The organism is Flavobacterium okayamense (genome assembly GCF_019702945.1).
In the GTDB taxonomy this organism is placed as follows: domain Bacteria; phylum Bacteroidota; class Bacteroidia; order Flavobacteriales; family Flavobacteriaceae; genus Flavobacterium; species Flavobacterium okayamense.
The window spans coordinates 1,147,494-1,166,856 of sequence record NZ_AP024749.1 but is presented as its reverse complement, the minus strand read 5'-3'; the positions used below and the strand labels follow the sequence as shown (position 1 = coordinate 1,166,856).

14 protein-coding genes are annotated in these 19,363 nt (G+C 33.0%); 9 read left to right on the top strand and 5 right to left on the bottom strand.

Annotation, left to right across the window (positions count from 1 at the left end; all coding sequences use genetic code 11):
• Nucleotides 1–108: 108 nt before the first annotated feature.
• A complete protein-coding gene (locus KK2020170_RS05325; RefSeq protein WP_221259991.1) occupies nt 109–873 on the bottom strand; it encodes an alpha/beta fold hydrolase in 765 nt (254 codons plus the stop codon).
• Between the two features lie 5 nt (nt 874–878).
• Complete coding sequence (locus KK2020170_RS05320) at nt 879–1,592, bottom strand: pyridoxine 5'-phosphate synthase (RefSeq protein WP_221259786.1); 714 nt, start codon at nt 1,590–1,592, stop codon at nt 879–881.
• An 88-nt stretch (nt 1,593–1,680) separates the two neighbouring features.
• Here KK2020170_RS05320 and KK2020170_RS05315 point away from each other — a divergent pair, with 88 nt between their 5' ends.
• From KK2020170_RS05315 to murI, 8 genes are all read left to right on the top strand, one after another.
• Nucleotides 1,681–2,340 (top strand): CBS domain-containing protein, encoded by a 660-nt coding sequence (locus KK2020170_RS05315; RefSeq protein ID WP_221259785.1) that lies wholly within the window; start codon nt 1,681–1,683, stop codon nt 2,338–2,340.
• Between the two features lie 10 nt (nt 2,341–2,350).
• Nucleotides 2,351–3,229 carry an NAD kinase gene (locus KK2020170_RS05310; RefSeq protein ID WP_221259784.1) on the top strand — a complete coding sequence of 293 codons (879 nt, stop codon included), beginning with the start codon at nt 2,351–2,353 and terminating at the stop codon, nt 3,227–3,229.
• Nucleotides 3,230–3,332: 103 nt separating this feature from the next.
• Nucleotides 3,333–4,016, top strand: a complete 684-nt coding sequence (gene porG / locus KK2020170_RS05305; protein WP_221259783.1) for a type IX secretion system protein PorG — start codon at nt 3,333–3,335, stop codon at nt 4,014–4,016.
• A gap of 2 nt (nt 4,017–4,018) precedes the next feature.
• Nucleotides 4,019–4,756, top strand: a complete 738-nt coding sequence (gene uppS / locus KK2020170_RS05300) for an undecaprenyl pyrophosphate synthase (RefSeq protein WP_221259782.1) — start codon at nt 4,019–4,021, stop codon at nt 4,754–4,756.
• On the top strand, nt 4,692–7,391 hold the full coding sequence (gene bamA / locus KK2020170_RS05295) for an outer membrane protein assembly factor BamA (protein WP_221259781.1): 2,700 nt from the start codon (nt 4,692–4,694) through the stop codon (nt 7,389–7,391). The genes uppS and bamA overlap by 65 nt, the downstream gene beginning before the upstream one ends.
• A 100-nt stretch (nt 7,392–7,491) precedes the next feature.
• The gene (locus tag KK2020170_RS05290) at nt 7,492–8,496 is read left to right on the top strand and encodes an OmpH family outer membrane protein (RefSeq protein WP_221259780.1); all 1,005 of its coding nucleotides are present in this window, start codon (nt 7,492–7,494) and stop codon (nt 8,494–8,496) included.
• 34 nt (nt 8,497–8,530) lie between these two features.
• Nucleotides 8,531–9,034 (top strand): OmpH/Skp family outer membrane protein, encoded by a 504-nt coding sequence (locus KK2020170_RS05285; protein ID WP_221259779.1) that lies wholly within the window; start codon nt 8,531–8,533, stop codon nt 9,032–9,034.
• Nucleotides 9,035–9,106: 72 nt separating this feature from the next.
• A complete protein-coding gene (gene murI / locus KK2020170_RS05280) occupies nt 9,107–9,883 on the top strand; it encodes a glutamate racemase (protein ID WP_221259778.1) in 777 nt (258 codons plus the stop codon).
• 1 nt (nt 9,884) lies between these two features.
• Here the strand turns inward: murI and KK2020170_RS05275 are convergent, their stop codons facing one another.
• The 3 genes from KK2020170_RS05275 to KK2020170_RS05265 form a co-directional block, all read right to left on the bottom strand.
• Nucleotides 9,885–10,403 (bottom strand): gamma carbonic anhydrase family protein, encoded by a 519-nt coding sequence (locus KK2020170_RS05275; protein ID WP_221259777.1) that lies wholly within the window; start codon nt 10,401–10,403, stop codon nt 9,885–9,887.
• 64 nt (nt 10,404–10,467) lie between these two features.
• Nucleotides 10,468–11,466 (bottom strand): PorP/SprF family type IX secretion system membrane protein, encoded by a 999-nt coding sequence (locus KK2020170_RS05270; protein WP_221259776.1) that lies wholly within the window; start codon nt 11,464–11,466, stop codon nt 10,468–10,470.
• Between the two features lie 91 nt (nt 11,467–11,557).
• Nucleotides 11,558–18,319 carry a choice-of-anchor L domain-containing protein gene (locus KK2020170_RS05265; protein ID WP_221259775.1) on the bottom strand — a complete coding sequence of 2,254 codons (6,762 nt, stop codon included), beginning with the start codon at nt 18,317–18,319 and terminating at the stop codon, nt 11,558–11,560.
• Nucleotides 18,320–18,420: 101 nt separating this feature from the next.
• Between KK2020170_RS05265 and KK2020170_RS05260 the strand changes: the two genes are divergently transcribed.
• Nucleotides 18,421–19,314 carry a NifU family protein gene (locus KK2020170_RS05260; protein WP_221259774.1) on the top strand — a complete coding sequence of 298 codons (894 nt, stop codon included), beginning with the start codon at nt 18,421–18,423 and terminating at the stop codon, nt 19,312–19,314.
• Nucleotides 19,315–19,363: the final 49 nt, after the last annotated feature.

Sequence of the window (19,363 nt, the reverse complement as noted above, 5' to 3'; positions counted from 1 at the left end):
TTTAAAATGTTAGTTTATTTCTTTGTTAAAATTTACCCAAATTTATAATAAAATATGGAATTAACAATTTTTTGACCTAATTTATTATGCATTCATAATAAATTTTAGTTATTTTTTTAAAAATACAATTACTTCTTTGTAGAAATCGTCAGGATTTTCAGCATGTAACCAATGCCCCGCATTTGAAATTGTCTTTATTTTTACATTTGGAAAATGATGTTGAATTACCAAAAAGTCTTCATCTAAAATATAATTTGACTTTTCACCTCTCAAAAACAATGCAGGTTTAAGAAATTTACTTTCAGAAGACAATGCCTTACCTACTTCTTGTATTTTTTCATTAAAAACTTCTAAATTAAATCTAAAAGCTAATTCGTCAGAATTCTTCCAGTACAAACTTTTCAATAAAAATTGGCGCGTTCCAAAATCTTTTATACTTTCTTTTAAAATCTCTTCAATCTCTTTTCGGGATGGCTTTTTTGAAAAATCAACACTATTTAATGCTTTTAAAATTAACTGATGATGAGGTGCGTAATATTTCGGACCAATATCGGCTACAATTAATTTATTTACTAATTCGGGTTTTTCGCTTACAACTTGCATTGCAATTTTTCCACCCATAGAATGTCCCAAAAGAATAATGTCATTTAAATTATTTTGTTCACAATAATAAACAACATCTTGTGCCATTACTTCATATGAAAAATCTTCTGAATGAAAACTTCTACCGTGATTACGCATATCTAACATATGAACTTCAAATCCTTCCTCAGCAAATTGACCACCTAAAGTTTTCCAGTTATCAGACATACCTAAAAAACCATGAAGAATTAAAAAAGGCTTTCCTTTGCCTTCAATTTTAGAATACAGCAACTCCATTATTTTAATTTTTGCAAATACATATTCACCACATTTTCTAAACCTAAATATATAGCTTCGGAAATAAGTGCATGACCAATTGAAACTTCCAACAAACCCGGAATATTATCTTTAAAGAATTTAATATTATCTAAGCTTAAATCGTGTCCTGCATTTATTCCTAAGTCTAATTCGTTTGCTCTAATAGCAGCATCAATATATGGCTGAATTCCCTTTTGGTTTCCTAATCCAAATTCATGAGCAAAACTTTCAGTATACAATTCAATTCTATCTGTACCTGTTTCTTTTGCTCCTTCAACCATTTGAGTTATTGGATCAACAAAAATTGATGTCCTAATATTATTTCGTTTAAACTCTGAAATTACTTCCTTTAAATATGCTTTATTTTTAATAGTATCCCAACCCGCATTTGAAGTTAATGCTCCAATAGCATCAGGTACTAAAGTAACTTGTGTTGGTTTACATTCTAGCACCAAATCAATAAAATTATGTTGTGGATTTCCTTCAATATTATATTCTGTATATACTACCGATGTTAAATCACGAGCATCTTGATAACGAATATGTCTTTCATCTGGCCTTGGATGAACCGTAACTCCTTGAGCTCCAAATTTTTGAACATCTTCTGCAACTTTTAATAAATTAGGTACATTACCGCCACGAGCATTTCTAAGGGTAGCAATTTTATTGATATTAACTGATAATTTTGTCATTTTAATTAGATTTCTTTACAAAAATACAAAGTAAAACTAGCATAAATAGACGAATTTTGATTATTTTGCATAAAAATTACAAGCTTACATGCACACACTTTTCGATTATATTAACAAAGATATTAAACCCTTAGATGCTAGCGAGACAATTGCAAACGCACAAGATTTCTTTTTGGATTTAAATTACAGTCATTTCCCTGTTGTCGAAAAAGGTGTTTTCATTGGAAGCTTAAGTAAAGACGATGCTGAATTATTAGACTCTAGGACTTTAATTCAAGACAACAAATATGAACTTGAAAGGTTTTATGTACGCTCATCTATGATATGGCTTGATGTTTTAGAGGTATTTGCTCAAAATGAAACTAACATTGTCCCTGTTTTAAGTGATAAAAATTCTTACCTTGGATATTATGAACTAGAAGATGTAGTTCGCTTTTTTCACGAAACCCCTTTCTTAAAAGAGGATGGTGGAATTTTAATTATTCGCAAAGACATCACAAATTACTCAATGGGGCAAATCACGCAAATTGTTGAAAGCAACAACGCTCGACTTTTAGGATTATTTGTTTCAAAAGTAGATGGAGATTATGTTGAAGTAACTGTTAAAACTAGCCAAAGCAGCTTAAATGATATTATTCAAACATTTAGACGATACGAATACGAAATAATTTCAGAACACCAAGAAGATTCTTATCTTCAAAATTTAAAAGAAAGATCTGATTATTTAGATAAATATCTCAACATTTAATTTCGCTCTTATGAAGTTCGCCATTTTTGGTCAATATTATCAGAACAATACAGATGAGATTGTTGAAAAAGTAATTACTTTTCTGAACAACAAAGGTTTTGAAGTTGTTGTGGAAAAACAATTCTATTGTCATCTGAAAATAAAGGATAAATTTCCTGCAGATACTTTTAGTAATCATAAAGAACTTGAAGAAGGAATTATTGCTTTAATAAGTATTGGAGGTGATGGAACAATTTTAAGGGCTGTTACGTATGTTCGAGACAAAAACATACCCATTGTAGGTATTAATGCAGGAAGATTAGGTTTTTTAGCAACCGTTCAAATTGAAAACATTGAAGAGTTTTTAAATGAAGTAATAAATGGAAATTATAAAATTTCCAAACGTTCATTATTAAGTCTAAGATGTGAACCTAAAAACCCTGATTTGATTGATTTAAATTTTGCACTTAATGAAGTTACTGTTTCTAGAAAAGATACAACTTCTATGATTACAATTGAAACGTTTCTTGACAACGAATATTTATCTTCTTATTGGGCTGACGGTTTAATTATTTCAACACCCACAGGTTCAACAGGTTATTCATTAAGTTGTGGCGGACCTATTTTAACACCTGAAGTAAATAGTTTAGTTATTACACCAATAGCTCCTCATAATTTAAATGCAAGACCTTTAGTTATTCCAGACAATACTGAGATAAAGTTAACGGTATCAGGTAGAGAAAATGAATATTTAGTTTCTTTAGACTCCAGAATAACATCTGTAAATAACGAAACAACCTTATTTATTAAAAAATCTAATTTTCAAATTAATCTAATTGAATTTAACAAAGAAGGCTTTTTACCTACGATAAGAAAAAAATTACTTTGGGGAGAAGATAGAAGAAATTAAGCCCATTTTATACCACACTTTTCATTTTTGCGTTTTTAAAATAAAATCATTATAAAATATGGATAAGAAATCTATATTATTATATTTGCAAACTATTTTAAAAATGAGGTATTTTTTCCTTTACATATTACTGGTTGTTAACGTCTTTAGCGCTAAGTCACAAATACATGAATTAGGTCTTTTTGCTGGAGGCGCAAATTACATAGGAGATATTGGTCCGACAGATTACATAAAACCTAATGAACCAGCCATAGGTTTTATATACAAATGGAATCGAAGCACCAGGCATGCTTGGCGTTTTTCTTATACGTTTGGAAAATTATCATCAAGAGATATAGATAGCGATGTACCAAGTAGAAATCTCAGAGGTTTTTCTTTTGAAAACACCATACATGATTTTTCTGCTGGTTTAGAGTTTAATTTTTTTGAATATAACTTGCATGAGTCGGGAACTCAATTTACCCCTTATGTTTACACAGGAGTAAGTTATTTTATTTATAACGAATTATACATAATAAATAAAGAGAGTGAAATTGATTATAGGCATAGTAATTTTGCAATTCCTATGATTGTAGGATTAAAATCAAGAATCGTAAACAATTTAATTTTAGGTGCAGAAATTGGAGTTCGATGGACTCTTACTGATAACCTTGATGGAAGTAATCCAAAAAATGATGATTTCGAATCATTACGCTTTGGAAACCTTAATAGTAATGATTGGTATGTATTTACTGGGCTAACCCTTACTTATACATTTGGACAAAATCCTTGTTTCTGCGCAGAATAAAAATGGAATTAAAAAGTCAAATAAATATTAAAACCTTACCCAAGCACCTTGCCATAATAATGGACGGAAATGGTCGTTGGGCAAAAAAACAAGGCTTATTACGAACATTAGGCCATGAAAAAGGGACAAAATCTGTACGAGTTGTTGTTGAGACTTGTGCAAGATTAGGTATTGAAAATTTGACATTATATGCTTTTTCTACGGAGAATTGGAACAGACCAAAGTTTGAAGTCGATACTTTAATGAAGCTTTTAATTTCCTCTTTAAAGAAAGAATTAAAGACATTAAAGGATAATGATATCCGTTTAAATGCAATAGGGAATTTAACAAATTTACCTGCAAAAGTTCAACAAGAATTAGAAGAAGTAATTTCAAAAACAGCCGAAAACAAAAGGATGACATTAACTTTAGCCTTAAGCTACGGCTCTAGAGATGAAATCGTTAAAGCTGTTAAAAAAATTAGTGATAAAGTTAAAAATAATATAATTTCTATTGAAGCTATTGACGATACAATTATTAATCAGCATCTTTACACCCATAACTTACCAGATGTAGACTTAGTAATTAGAACAAGTGGTGAGCATAGGATTAGCAATTTTTTATTATGGCAAATAGCATATGCAGAATTTTATTTTACAGATGTGTTATGGCCAGATTTTGATGAAAATAATTTATATGAAGCCATCATTAGCTATCAAAATAGAGAGAGAAGATTTGGAAAAACAAGTGAACAACTTTAGTATTTACAGAATGTTTAAAAATAGTTTAAAATTACTATTAGCCTTATTAATTTTAGGATATAGCAATACAATAATAGCCCAAGACATAAAACTTGAAAACGGTAAGCAATATATTTTAGCCGACGTTGAAGTAACCGGAAAGTTTCAATATAGTGAACAAACAGTAGTAACATTTACTGGACTTGAAAAAGGGCAAAAAATAATTGTTCCTGGCTCTGATATTAGTGCGGCTATTAAAAAGCTATGGAAGTTAGGATTATTTAGAGACGTAAACTTTTATGTAAATAAAATCCAAGGTGATAGTATTTTCTTGGAATTAAATCTTCATGAATTACCTAAACTTTCTGATGTAAAAATCCAAGGAATTAAAAAAGGAAAAGCAGAAGATTTACTTAAAGAAACAGATCTTAAAAAAGGTAAAATTGTAAATGAAAATTTAATTACCACCACAAAAAATTATATCGAAAACAAATATAGAAAGGATGGTTATTACAACTCTAAAGTTATGATAACTACCATTCCTGACTCTACAGACACAGAAGTTAAAATGCTTGTTAGCATTGACAGAGGTGATAAAGTAAAAGTTAAATCGATTCATTTTAATGGTAATGAGCAACTTTCAGATTCTAAACTCAAGAAAGCTTTTAAAAACACAAAAGAACGCAGTGTTTTCAGAATTTTTAAACGCTCAAAATACATTAAGGATAAGTACAAAGAAGACTTAACAGCCGTTATTGAAAAATATAAAGAAAATGGATACAGAGATGCTAGAGTAACATCTGACTCTGTGACTTATGACAATAAAAATAATACAATTGCTATTAAAGTAAACTTAGAAGAAGGTAAAAAATATTATTTCGGAAATATTCGTTTTATAGGAAATACTGTATACAACGAAAGGCAATTAAATCAGCTTTTAGGAATTAAAAAAGGTGATGTTTATAATGGCGTTTTACTTCAAAAAAGAATTGCCGACAATTCTAAGCCAGATGGTGAAGATATCACGAATTTATATCAAAACAATGGCTATTTATTTTCAACAATAAACCCAGTTGAAGTTAAAACTTACAACGATACAATTGACTTTGAAATAAGAATTACAGAAGGTCCAATTGCTTATTTTAATAAAATAACCGTTGTAGGAAATGACAGAACTAATGACCATGTAATTTATCGTGAGTTAAGAACAAAACCAGGTCAAAAATATAGTAAAGAGCTTTTAGTTCGTTCAATCAGAGAAATTGGTCAACTAGGATTTTTCGATGCAGAAAACATTAAACCTGATTTTAAAAATGTAGACCCTCAAGCTGGGACAGTCGATATTGAATATAATGTTGTTGAAAAAGGTTCAAGTCAAATTCAACTTCAAGGTGGTTACGGTGGAGGAGGCTTTATTGGAACATTAGGGCTTTCTTTTAATAACTTTTCAGCAAGAAATATATTTAACAAGGATGCTTATAAACCTCTTCCTATGGGAGATGGTCAAAAATTAGCTCTACAACTACAAGGAAGTTCATACTTCCAAACGTACAGTTTATCATTTACTGAACCTTGGTTGGGAGGTAAAAAACCAATAAACTTTTTTGCTTCATTATCTCACAGTAAGCAGTTTTTATATAATTATTCTACAAGAGATGTAACAAGAGATCAAAGTTTTAATATTACATCACTATCAGCAGGTGTTGCCAAAAGATTAAAAGTTCCAGATGATTATTTTACACTTTCTACAAGTGCATCTTTTCAATATTATGATTTAAATAATTATAATACTGGTCTATTCACTTTTGGTGATGGTGCCTCAAGAAACTTAGCATTTACAGTTGGTTTAAGCAGAAACAGTAAAGGTAGCAATCCTATTTACCCAACTTATGGGTCTGAGTTCAGTATAACAACTAAATTTACTTTACCTTATTCATTATTTAATGGAATTGATTATGGGGATTTAAAAAATGATCCTAGTTATAAAGTGTTCTATCAAGGACCTGGATATTTTAATTCAAATAATAACTGGGTTCCAAATAATTCTTATTTAGCTGAAAATGGAGATGCAGTGGCAGACCCAAATGATGCCGCATTAAATAGAGCAAAATACGACCAAAAAAGATTTAATTGGTTAGAATATTACAAAGTAAAATTCAAAGCAGATTGGTATACAAGAGTTTATGATAAATTTGTACTAAGAACTTTAGGAGAATTCGGCTTCATGGGGGCTTACAATAGTGAAAGAGGAGTTGTTCCATTTGAACGTTTTTATGTTGGTGGAGATGGTTTAGCAAACTTTTCTTTAGATGGTAGAGAAAATGTTCAGTTAAGAGGTTATCCTAACAATTCATTGTCTACTACTGATGGTGGTACAATTTACAATAAGTTTTCAGTTGAGCTTAGATACCCTATCACGCTTGCTCCAGCTGCATCTATTTATGGATTATCATTTTTAGAGGCAGGAGCTGCTTTTAATGATTTTCAAGAATTCAACCCATTTAATTTACAACGTTCTGCAGGATTCGGATTACGTGTATTTATGCCTGCTTTTGGATTACTAGGAATAGATTTTGCTCATGGATTTGATAATGTTCCAGGAACTGGAATTAAAAGTGGATGGCAAACACACTTTATTATAGGACAACAATTTTAAAAAATATCCGTTTTTAATATGCACAAGGAACTCATAAATATTTATTATCTTTCGAAAATTTTGGAAAGATTTTGTTCCACCCAATTTTAAAAACATACACATGAGAAAAATTCTTCTTTCTATTATTCTATTGGTAACTACTTTATCCTTTTCTCAAAGTAGAGGAGTACGTATTGGGTATATTGACATGAATTATATTTTAGACAAAGTACCTGATTATGCTGAAGCTAAAAATCAACTTGATCAAAAAGTTGTTAAATGGAGACAAGAAATTGAAATTAAAAAAGGTGAAATCACAAAACTAAAAGACGCTTTACAAGCTGAACGTTCCCTTTTAACAAAAGAGCTTATAGAAGAAAGAGAAGAAGAGATTGCTTTTGAAGAAAAAGAATTGTTAGACTACCAAGAAAAAAGATTTGGGCCAAAAGGTGACTTAATTATTCAAAAAAGCACTTTAGTTAAGCCAATTCAAGATCAAATTTTCACAATCATACAAGATATTGCTGATAAGAAAAAATACGATTTTATCTTTGACAAATCTTCAGATTTAACTATGCTATTCGCAGCACAAAGACATGATATTAGCGATCAAGTCATACGTGCTTTAACTAGAGCTGAAAAGAGAGAACAATTATCTAAAAAACAGTTAAAAGAGCAAGATGCCAAAGAAGCTTTGGAAGATATGCAAGATGAAAATCCAGATTTAGCAGAGAGACAACGTATTTTAGATGAAAGAAAAGCTGCAAGAGAAAAGTTAATGGCTGAAAAAAAAGCACAACGCGATAGTTTAGTAGCACAACGTAAAAGAGCAGCTGAAGAAAAAAGAAAGAAAACTCTTGAAGAAAGGGAAGCTAAAAAAAATGGCACGGTAATTGAAAATGATACTAAAGAAACTGAAATTAAAGAATCAGATAAAAAGGATAATAATGATTTAGAAAGTGGTTCTAAAGAACTTTCAGTTGAAGAAAAAAGAAAGCAAATAGAAGAAGAGCGTAAGAAAAAATTAGAAGAACGCAAAAAAGCATTAGAAGAAAAAAGAAAAAAAATTCTTGAAGAAAGAGAAGCTGCAAAAAAAGCCAAAGAAGAAGAAAAAGAGAGTGAATAAATTTTTTTAAAACCCAATTAATTATTTAATAAACATGAAACAATTAAAAACTTTAGTTATTGCATTAGTTTTATTTGTAGGATCGCAAATGTCAGCTCAAACAAAAGTAGCACATATTGATGTTCAAGCTTTAATGTCGAATATGCCAGAGATGAAGACTGCACAATCGCAGTTAAAAACGATTCAAGACAATTACGACAAAGAATATAAAACTATGGTACAAGAGTACCAAACTAAATTGCAAAAATACGAGCAAGAAGCTCCAACAGCAGGCGAAGCTGTAAATGAATCTCGTTCAAAAGAAATGCAAGATATGGGTAATCGTATTCAGCAATACCAACAAAGTGCTGCAAAAGAGTTACAACAAAAAGAAATGGATTTATTAAAACCTATTTTAGAAAAAGCTCAAGCTGCTATTCAAAAAGTTGCTGCGGCAAAAGGTTTTAATTATGTATTAGACGCAACTACAGGAAGCGGAGTTCTTGTTGCAAATGGAACTGATTTATTAGCTGACGTTAAAAAAGAATTAGGATTCTAATATTTTAAAAAAACATTTTAGAGCTGTCCAGTTTATACATATAAATTGGACAGTTTTTTTTTACATTTGTGTATGTCAAATGAAAATCCAATTGGACTATTCGATTCTGGTGTAGGAGGTACATCAATTTGGAGAGAGATACACACTCTTTTACCAAATGAAAATACAATTTACTTGGCTGATAGTAAAAACGCTCCTTATGGCGTTAAATCAAAAGATGAAATAATTGAATTGTCTTTCAAAAATACAGAATTTCTTTTAGAACAAAATTGTAAAATTATAGTAGTAGCTTGTAATACAGCTACTACAAATGCTATTCAAGAATTACGACAAAAATACAATGTTCCATTTATAGGGATTGAACCAGCTATTAAACCAGCTGCAAATCAATCAAAAACACATAAAATCGGAATACTCGCTACTAAAGGTACTTTAAACAGTGAACTTTTTCATGAAAAAGCTAAAAACTTTACAGATGTAAATATTATTGAGCAAATTGGACATGGATTAGTTCAACTCATTGAAGAAGGAAGCATCAATTCACCAGAGATGACTGAATTACTTGAAAGTTACCTTGAGCCCATGATCAAACAAAATATTGACTATTTAGTATTAGGTTGCAGTCATTATCCTTACTTAATTCCACAAATTGAAAAAATCTTACCTCAAAACATTAAAATTATTGATTCGGGAGAAGCAGTTGCAAAACAAACAAAAAGTATTTTAGATCAAAAGGGATTATTAAAAAATTCTACTAATAGTACTCAATTCTTTTATACAAATGTTAACCCTACTGTATTACAAAATATCCTTGGTTCAAATAAAAATGTAAATTATTTAGATTTCTAGATTAATCTTCATTTTTAAACCAGGAAGAATACATAATATAATTGTTTGAAATTCGTTCAATTTCACCTGCAAAATCACTTGCGTTTAACTCTTTTACTTTTTTGGCTGGTATTCCTGCATAAATTGTTCCACTCTCTACAATAGTATTTTGAGTAACAACTGATCCAGCTGCAACAATTGAATTACTTTCTACAATACATCCATCCATAACAATTGCACCCATACCAATCAAAACGTTATTATGAATTGTACAACCATGAACTATTGCATTATGTCCAATAGACACATTATTTCCTATTATTGTTGCATGCTTTAGATACGTACAATGAATTACTGCACCATCTTGAATGTTAACTTTATTTCCTATTGTAATTTTATTTACATCTCCTCTTACTACTGCATTAAACCAAACACTACAATTTTCTCCTAGAGATACATTCCCAACAATTGTTGCATTTTCAGCTACATAACAATCTGATGGTATTTTTGGGGAACTACCATTTACTTTCTTTATGATCATAATAAATATTTAAAAAAAATGTCCCGAAAAAAATCGGGACAAAGTATAATAATAAATTATTTTCTTAGTTAACAGCAGGACAATTACAATCCCATGCATTATCTTTACAAAATACGTCAATACCTAAAGTCAATTGATGAAACCCTCCATTGTCAAACTTAATATCTCCTAAAATATGAGAATAAGTATATGCAAACATAAACTTTTTATAATTTAAACCAACTATTGGAGAAATCCATTGTAATTTTTGCTCCTTTACTTCTTCACCATTCAAATATTCAGCACCATCAAAACTTCTTCTGTATGATATACCTCCCCATAAACGGCCAAAATCCATTGCTTTATATACTTTTAAGTTTAAGTCAATAGCTTTTTCAGTGGTTTCTTGAGTGTATTGAAACATTAATGAAGGTTCAAATAATAATCTATCAGCATCACCAAAAACAGCACCAGCACTCCAAAGAATTTTTCTTAAGTTGTCAGATTCAAAACCTTCAGTATAAATCTCTCTACGGTTAGCTAAAAAGTTTTTAATTGTTACATGAGTAAAAAAGTCCATATAATGATATGAAGCTCCTAAATCAACATTAAAATAATTATATTTTTGATAAATACCCCCAAATACAACTGGGTCAAATGTAGTAAATTCGGTTTCATCTAATTGGCTTTGAACAAATCCTGCACTTAAACCAAATGACAATTGATTTAAATCAATCGTATTCCTTGAAAAACGAATATGATGTGCATAAGTTATTTTTGCTCCTTTTTGTGAATGATAACCATTTTTATCATTAAAGGCAATAATCCCCAATCCTGAAACACCATCTTCTCCTACAGAAGTATTAAAGCTTAAAGTTTGTAAAGCGGGAGCATCTTCTTGCCCTAACCATTGTTGACGAGCTGTTAATCTTACTTTACCACAATTTGCAGCTCCGGCCATTGAAGGGTGTATTAAATAATAATTATCTGATAAATAATCCGTATACACAGCAATACCTTCTTGTGCAAAAGTGAATTGAAACTGAATAAACGCTAAAACTAAACTAATTTTTAAAAACTTCATTCTTAAATTTTATATTTTAAATTCAGGACCTTTTTTTGGAAATTTCTCAAAGATATAAATTTTTACTTTACAACCATCTTTCTTTAAAAATTTATCTCTTCATTGCGAAGTGTGCTTTAAACTCTTTAGCTACTCCGTTTTCCATATATTCTAAACTAAACCAGTAATCTGTCGATGGTAATTGCTCACCATTATACGTTCCATCCCAACCCGGTCCTACTGTACTTAATTGCTTGATTAACTTACCGTATCTATCAAAAATGTACAACTTCGCCTCTGGTTGGTTTAAACCTATTATATTCCATGTATCATTATATCCATCTCCATTTGGTGTAAAGAAGTTTGGATAATCTATCACCAATACTGTCTCTTGTAAATAAGTACACCCTTGTGAATCGATAACCGTAATAACATGTTCTCCTGCACTTACTCCTGTAAACACATTCGATTCTTGGAATGCTCCACCATCTATCTGATACAATAACATACCATTTCCTCCTGTTACCGTAACAACAACTGTTGCGTTATCATTAAATGCATCAGTTACCGTTGTGATAAAACTTGTCGCTGGATTGGTCTCTATTACACTTACTGTGTTTGAAGTACCCTCACATGAAGTGTCCGTTGAACTTAAATCTCTTACCACTACATAATAACTACCCGCTACAGCTACCTCTAAACTTGGAACTCCTGTTATTGCAATAGGATTAACTGGATCTGATGACTCATACCATGTATACTGATAATTTGTCCCTGGTAATCCTTCAACTGTTAACCAATACGTTTGGAAAACTGTTCCTATATCATTAACACATATCGCACCATCTGTTAAAACCGGTTGTGGATTAGGATTTACATAAACCGTAAAGTCTCTATACTCTCCATCACATCCATTTAATGTAGCCCAAATGCGGTAAACCACATAACCTTGAACATAGGAATCTGTTAATGTTAAAACATCCTCTATTAATAATGGCTCCGGTAATGGTCCGCCTGAACTATATCCCGTTACATTATAATAATCTACAACATCATATATCAATTCTGTCCCCGCTACAAATGGATCTGAAGTGATACTCATCGGCGTAGCTTCTCCATCACATATGTAATATTCTGGTAATCCGTTTGGAACTCCCGGAATAGGATTAACAGTAATTACTTCACTCACTACTGTCGCTCCTGGACATCCATCTCTATAAGGTGTAAACTCAACTTCTATTGTTCCTGATAATCCAGGTGTAGAGTTCTCTAATACTAACATTAATGTACCTGTAGTTATCGTTCCACTTGTAACGCCTCCCACAACAGTAACTCCGGTATTATTTATTACCGACCAATCGTAAGTCGTTCCTCCTAAATTACTCGTTACAGTAAAAGTAACTTCATTGCCTGAACAAATCGTATTCTGATCTACTGAAACAGAACTTATAACCGGATTTGGATTGATTCGAACTGGTACTTGTATCGCATCTCCTGAACAGCCATTAGCAAAAGGGGTAATTGTTATCGTAATATCGCCTATCTGATCCGAATTTATTAATGATAAAACTTGATCTAATGTACTTTGATCTCCATTACTAGGATAAGTAACATTATTGCTAGAAGCCGTATACGTTAAGGTAGTACCCGCTACATTACTTGTCCAGTCTACATGTAAAAACTCTCCATCACATAAAGTTATTGGCAATGGATTATTTATTGTTAATACAGGTTTTTCAATAATAGTTACTGTAGCTGTTGTTGGTATTGCACATTGTCCAGCATCAGGAGTGAAAGTATACATCATTGTTTGTGTATTATCAAAAGCTGGAGACCAACTTCCTGTAATACCATTTGTTGATGTTGTCGGTAATGAATATCCACTTCCTTCACAAATATCTGGCATTGGATCAAAAGTCGGTAATACTCCATTTGTTATTTCAATACTACCGCTTTCCATATCACTCGAACAACCTCCTGTTGTAGTAACTGAATAATTATATACGCCAACTAAATCTGTAGGCGTTCCTGAAATAGTAACTATATTACCGTTGATGGTGTAAGTTATACCTGCTGGTAAACCTGCAACAATAACTCCAGTGGCTCCATTAGATAATTCATACTCTATAGTTGAGATAGCTGTACCTTGACATAACTCTTGATCTGTTGTTGTAATATCAGTCATTAAAGTTATTTCAGCATCAGGATTGACTGTAATTGTAACCACACTCGTATCATCTATACATGGCGCTACGCCTGTTAGTGTATACTCAAATGTTGAAGTCGTTGCTCCAGGTGCTGGTGTATACGTTCCTGCTACTGCATCAAATACTCCTCCTGTTCCTGAAGTTTGTGTCCAAACACCTCCTGCTTGCTCACCTGATATTAAAGCATATAAATCAATCACTGCTGTATCACTCTCACAAACTGTGATAGCCCCATCTAATCCTGCATCGGGCTGTGCGTTAATGTTTATCGTAACTACGCTTGTATCATCTATACATGGCGCTACACCTGTTAGTGTATATTCAAATGTTGATGTCGTTGCCCCTGAAGCTGGCGTATAAGTTCCTGCTGCTGCATCGAACACTCCTCCTGTTCCTGAGGTCTGTGTCCAAACTCCTCCTGTTTGCGCTCCTGTAAGTAAAGCAAATAAATTAATTGTTGTTGTATCGTTATCACAAACTGTTGTGTTTCCGTCTAATCCAGCATCGGGTTGTGCATTTATTGTTATAGTAGCTACACTTACATCGTCAATACAAGGCGCTACTCCTGTTAGTGTATATTCAAATGTAGATGATGTTGCTCCAGGTGCTGGTGTGTACGTTCCTGCTACTGCATCAAATACTCCGCCTGTTCCTGATGTTTGTGTCCAAACGCCACCTGATTGTTCTCCTGTGATTAACGAGAATAAATCAATAACATTCGTATCGTTATCACAAACTGTTGTTGCTCCATCTAACCCTGCATCAGGTTGTGCGTTGATATTTATCGTCACTACGCTTGTATCATCTATACACGGTGCTACACCTGTTAGAGTATACTCAAATGTAGATGTCGTTGCTCCTGAAGCTGGAGTATAAGTTCCTGCTGCTGCATTAAATACTCCACCTGTTCCTGAGGTCTGTGTCCAAACTCCTCCTGTTTGCGCTCCTGTAAGTAAAGTAAATAAATCAACTGTTGTTGTATCATTATCACAAACCGTTGTGTTTCCGTCTAATCCTGCGTCGGGTTGTGCTGTAATAGTAACTGTTACTATACTTGTATCATCAACACATGGTGCTACTCCTGTTAGTGTATATTCAAATGTTGATGTCGTTGCCCCTGAGGCTGGTGTATAAGTTCCTGCTGCTGCATCAAATACTCCTCCTGTTCCTGATGTCTGTGTCCAAACGCCACCTGTTTGCGCTCCTGTAAGTAAAGCAAATAAATCTATTGTTGTTGTATCACTATCACAAACCGATGTTGAACCATCTAATCCCGCATCAGGTTGTGCATTTATTGTTATAGTAGCTACACTTACATCATCAACACAAGGCGCTACTCCTGTTAGTGTATATTCAAATGTAGATGTTGTTGCTCCTGGTGCTGGTGTGTACGTTCCTGCTACTGCATTAAATACTCCACCAGTTCCTGAGGTCTGTGTCCAAACTCCTCCTGATTGTTCTCCTGTGATTAACGAGAATAAATCAATAACATTCGTATCGTTATCACATATGGTAACTCCGCCATCTAACCCTGCATCAGGTTGTGCGTTGATGTTTACGGTAACCACACTCATATCATCTACACATGGTGCTACACCTGTTAGTGTGTATTCAAATGTTGATGTCGTCGCTCCAGGTGCTGGTGTATATGTTCCTGCTGCTGCATTAAACACTCCACCTGTTCCTGAAGTCTGTGTCCAAACTCCACCTGTTTGCGCTCCTGTAAGTAAAGCAAATAAATCAACTGCTGCTGTATCGTTATCACAAATCGTTGTATTTCCGTCTAATCCAGCATCGGGTTGTGCATTTATTGTTATAGTAGCTACACTTACATCATCAATACATGGTGCTACTCCTGTTAGTGTATATTCAAATGTTGATGTCGTTGCCCCTGAAGCTGGCGTATAAGTTCCTGCTGCTGCATCAAACGTCCCACCAGTACCTGAAGTTTGTGTCCAAACGCCACCTGTTTGTTCTCCTGTGATTAACGAGAATAAATCAATAACATTCGTATCGTTATCACATATGGTAACTCCGCCATCTAACCCTGCATCAGGTTGTGCGTTGATGTTTACGGTAACCACACTCATATCATCTACACATGGTGCTACACCTGTTAGTGTGTATTCAAAAGTAGATGTAGTTGCTCCTGAAGCTGGTGTATAAGTTCCTGCTGCTGCATTAAACACTCCACCTGTTCCTGAAGTCTGTGTCCAAACTCCTCCTGTTTGCGCTCCTGTAAGTAAAGCAAACAAATCTATGGCTGTTGTATCACTATCACAAACTGTGGTAGCCCCATCTAATCCCGCGTCGGGTTGCGCATTAATTGTAACAGTTATAGCTGCTGATGCAATGGTACATCCTGGAATATCTATCGTATATGTATAAACACCTGCTGTGTCTACTGCCGGATCAAAAACTCCTGTTCCACTTGCTAAGGCTGGCGACCAAGTCCCGCCTAAATCTGGTGAACCTAATAATACTGTAAATAAATCTACAGAAGAACTAGTGCTACATAATGTTATTGAATTATCATTACCTGCATCTGGTGTTGCTGTAATAGTAACTGTAACTACACTCACATCATCCACACACGGTGGCGTACCTGTAATAGTATACTCAAATGTAGAAGTCGTGGCGCCTAACGCTGGTGTATACGTTCCTGCCCCAGCATTAAATGTACCTCCTGTTCCAGAAGTTTGGGTCCAAGTTCCACCTGTTTGTGCTCCTGTAAGCAATGAAAATAAATCTATTGCTGTTGAACTACTCTCACACGTTGTGGTAGCGCCATCTGTACCAGCATTTGCTTGAGGTACTATTGTTATTGTTGCAACACTCACATCATCTGGACATGGTGCAGCTCCAGTAATCGTATATTCAAAAGTTGAAGTCGTTGCTCCTAAAGCCGGTGTATATGTCCCAGCAGTAGCATCAAAAGTACCTCCTACACCTGATGTTTGTGTCCAAACACCACCTGTTTGTTCTCCTGATATTAATGCATACAAATCAATAACATTAGTGTCATTATCACATACTGTAGTGTTTCCATCTAACCCTGCATCTGAAGGCTCATTTACTACAATAGTAATATCGTGTGTTATGTTTGTTGCACAACCAACTGTAGAAATGGTTACAGCAAAACTACCCGTTTGAGTAGGTGTACCCGATACAGTATAAGTCCCAGCATTATAAACTCCAGTCACTCCTGTTGGAAATGAACCACTTGTAACAACAACATCTGTCGCATCTCCTCCTGCAGTGAAGATAATATCATCAAGTGCATCTGTTAAACAAATTGTTTGAGCATCTGAAGAAACAGCAGAAGTTAGTGTTAAACTACACGGTGATGCGCAATCTATTATCAATTGTAAAATCTCATCAACATTATAACATGTAGGATTACCATTATTCTCTACACGAATAAAAATATCTGTAAAACCTGGAGTATAACTCGTAGGTGTTGCTATATAATTAGAACTCCCTGTAAAAGCATCATTTATATCCTCATAAAAATAAACAACATAATCCGCTGGATTTGCAGGTGATAATAATCCCGGTATAATTGACGTTAAATCAAAAGGAGCACATCCAGAAATCGGAGGTGGTGAATTTAATATCGGCTCGGAATCGAAGAAAATCTCGATATCATCTGTTGTACAATACCCTACAATTTCAACAGTCCAAGTACCTGCTGTACAAGCAGTATACTGATTTGTTGTTGTAGTTGCTTGTAATACACCTTCCAAATACCAATTATAAGTTAATGTTCCTAAACCAGCAGTTGAAATATTTGTATTTGCAGTCATAGTGTAACATGAAATTGTAGAGCTACAGAAAAATTGATCTGGCCCCAAATCTACTTGCAAACTTTGTAAACTATTAGCTTTTAAGAAAACCGCAGAATCATAAGCATTATCACCAACATTAGCAATAGCCAATTTAAAATGATAAGTTTGACCACATTGCACAGGAGATTGAGCGGTTAGTACAGTTGTCATCCCATCGTATTGAATCAAAGTTGATCCAGCATTACTCACATAATATTGTGGATAAGAAGAACAAGTTCCAGGATTAATATTATTTATTGAAACTGGCAATGTAGTTCCGGGAATTAATGCAATATTTTGAGCACTATTAGAAAAAGGACCTGAAATTCCAGGGCCAGAAATAAAAAATCCAAAAACATCATTAAATGATGAGCAACTAAATTCTGGATATTCCTCAGAAGCAAATACATATTCAAATTCTACAGATGTACTTGACGGCACAAAGTCAAATTCTAATACTGCAGTGTTTCTAATAGTCTGAGAAATCAACATTGCTAAATCTACATCGCCAACTTGAGGAGTTGCTGATGCAGAACTTGCGTTTCCAACTTGAGATCCAGAACCAATTTGAGCAACTAAAGAATTACCTGTTGAAAGTATTACTCCTTCATCAATACCTATGTTTGCAGAAAGTCCATTTTCAAAAAAAGCAGCTTGATCTCTAACAGGGCTTCCATTATTCATTAGAACTCCATTAAATCTAACATTTGAAATTGTTACACCTGCACCACCCAATTTTTGAGTAGCTAATTGAAATGGATTGAATGTGTTATCAATTGTTACTTGACCAATAGAAAAACTCAAACAAAATAAAAAAAGAATAGTAGTTATTTTTTTCATTATAGCTGTATTTAATGAAATGTTAAATTTATGTTGTCTAAATGCAAATATAAAACGAATACCTTTTAAACTTTTATACCTTTGTAGAAACAAGTTACAAAATGCACAAAATTTCGATAAAAGTCACAAATAATCCGTCGATTGTTAAATTTGAACTAGAAAATTTCATCACAAAAGGACAAAGTTTTGAATTTAAGAACATTGACGAGACAAAAAACTCACCTTTAGCCAAACAACTTTTCTATTTACCTTTTGTTAAAACGGTATTTATTTCAAGTAATTTTATTGCAATCGAAAAATTTTCAATTGTTGAATGGGAAGATGTACAAAATGAAGTTGCTAATCAAATTGAAGAGTTCATTAAAAACGGAGGTGTTATACTTGAAGAGCCCAACTCTAAAAAGTTACCAGTAACAATTTATGGAGAAACAACTCCTAATCCTTCGGTAATGAAGTTTGTTTCAAATAAATTATTAACAAAAGTTCCTCTTGAATGTAAGAATATAGATGAAACAAAAGCTTCGCCTCTTGCTCAAGAACTTTTTAAGTTCCCTTTTATAAAAGAAGTTTTCATTGATGAAAATTATATTTCAATTACCAAATTTGAAATTGCTGATTGGGACGAAATTACTTTAGAAATAAGAACATTTATCAAAGAATTTATTGAAAATGGCAACACTGTTATAGATGAATCTCTAATTGTTGAAACAAAAAACCATGTTAAGCAACAAGAATCTTATTTTGACAATTTAGACGCTACATCACAACAGATTATAAATATTATTGAAGAATATGTAAAACCTGCAGTACAAAGTGATGGCGGTAACATTATGTTTGAATCCTTTGATAGCAATGACAAAACGGTTAAAGTTGTCTTACAAGGGGCATGTAGTGGCTGTCCATCATCTACATTTACCTTAAAAAATGGAATAGAAAATATGCTTAAACAAATGCTTAACGATAATGAACTGAGAGTTGAAGCTATCAATGGTTAACCAAAATAAAATTATAGAACAACAAAAAGGGTTGCCAAATGGCAACCCT